Below are 1,485 nucleotides of genomic sequence, written 5' to 3' on the forward strand. Positions count from 1 at the left end.
CCGGGTTGCTTGGCGCCCGGATCTGCCCAGTGCTGCAGGCCGCGTGACCGGATCCTGTCGTAGATGGTGTCGAACTCCTGCTCGGACACCAAGAACGCGTAGTGCTGCCGTGGGATGTCCGCGCCTTCGGGTGCGTCCGCGTAGTCGAGACTTGCGCCGTGCTCGAGTTCGACAACCATGAAGTGGCCGAAGGGCTTTGGGCTGGGCAGACCGAAAAGATCGGCGAGAAACTCAGCGGATTCGTGTTTGTCGCGTGACGCGACGATGGTGTGGTTGAAACTGATGGTCATAGTTCTTTCCAGTCAACCACTCCGATGCCCGGCTCGCCAACGCCGCGCTACTTCGGCGCGGTTAGCTCCAGGGCGATGTTGTCGGGATCGCGGAACTCCAGGATGTAGGACGGCCCGATGTCTTTGACCGGCTCGTGGACGACGCCGAGCTCATCGAGATGCGCTGCCGCCGAATCTAATTCATCTTTGCTGCCGAGGCGGAAGGCAATGTGGTCCAGCCCGACACGGTCCTCGTCGAAGCGGTCAGCGGCGACGGGCCGCAGCCCGAGCAGCGTGCCGCCGAGGTCGTAGATGACGCCGCCGAACAGGAAGCTCAACTGATTGCGGGCAGATTCGTCGGCATTTTCGGGGACTTCCAGCAGCACCGGCCAACCGAACACGCTCTCGTAGAACTGCCGTGACCGCTCGATATCGGTGACGGTCAGTCGGACATGGGCGATGGAACTACTCGTGAAGGCCATTCGGTCCATGGTTCCACTGAAAGGGCGCATGTTAAACATGCCAGAATCGCCGTCGTGCGAATTGCGATGACCATGCCGGTGATGGAGCCGGATCTGGACGCGACGGTGCTCGAAGCGTGGGCGCGCGCCATCGACGAGGGCCCGTTCTCGTCGCTGTGCTGGGGCGAGCGGATCGCGTTCGACAACCCGGACAACCTGACACTGCTGGGAGCGCTGGCCGCCTGGACCGACCGGGTGCGGTTGCTGACGACCGTCATCGTGCCGCAGCTGCACGATCCCGTCATGCTCGCCAAGGGTCTGGCGACCGGCGATCTGCTCAGCGGCGGCCGGTTGACTGTGGGCATCGGGGTGGGCGGCCGGCACGAGGACTACCAGGCCGTGAGTGCCGATCCGGCGACACAGACGATGCGTGGCATGGCCGAACGGGTGGCGGTGATGAGGCGCGTCTGGGCGGGGGAGAAGACTTCGGACTCGGTGCTGCCCGTCGGGCCGGCGCCGGTCCAGCCCGGCGGTCCGCCGTTGTTCGTCGGCAGTATCGGCCCGAAAACCATCCGCAGTGCCGCCGCGTGGGCCGATGGGCTCGCCGGCACCACCCTCGACCTCGACGTTGCCAAGCAAAACGAGTTGTTCGACGTGACCCGGGAGGCCTGGGCTCAGGCCGGCAAGCCCAAACCCCACTTGATCACGTCGTTCTGGTTCGCGTTCGGGTCCCCCGAGGGGTCTCGCGCCCAGAT

General features: G+C 65.1%; 3 protein-coding genes. 1 reads left to right on the plus strand and 2 read right to left on the minus strand.

Features of this window, described 5'->3' with window-relative positions; genetic code table 11:
* Both A5652_RS11360 and A5652_RS11365 read right to left on the minus strand, forming a co-directional pair.
* On the minus strand, positions 1-290 hold a 290-nt coding region (locus A5652_RS11360), incomplete at its 3' end, for a VOC family protein (RefSeq protein WP_067350693.1).
* 47 nt (positions 291-337) lie between these two features.
* Positions 338-751, minus strand: coding sequence for a VOC family protein (locus A5652_RS11365; protein WP_067350695.1), 414 nt, complete (start codon positions 749-751; stop codon positions 338-340).
* 66 nt (positions 752-817) lie between these two features.
* On the opposite strand from A5652_RS11365, the gene A5652_RS11370 reads away from it, so the two are divergent.
* Positions 818-1,485 (plus strand): LLM class flavin-dependent oxidoreductase (locus tag A5652_RS11370; RefSeq protein WP_067350690.1); only part of this gene is annotated, 668 nt, incomplete at its 3' end.

Source organism: Mycobacterium sp. 1165178.9, assembly GCF_001673555.1.
In the GTDB taxonomy this organism is placed as follows: domain Bacteria; phylum Actinomycetota; class Actinomycetes; order Mycobacteriales; family Mycobacteriaceae; genus Mycobacterium.

Excerpts from the sequence above, each read along its gene's own strand:
- A5652_RS11365 (WP_067350695.1), bottom strand. The coding sequence starts at position 751 with ATGGCCTTCACGAGTAGTTCCATCGCCCATGTCCGACTGACCGTCACC.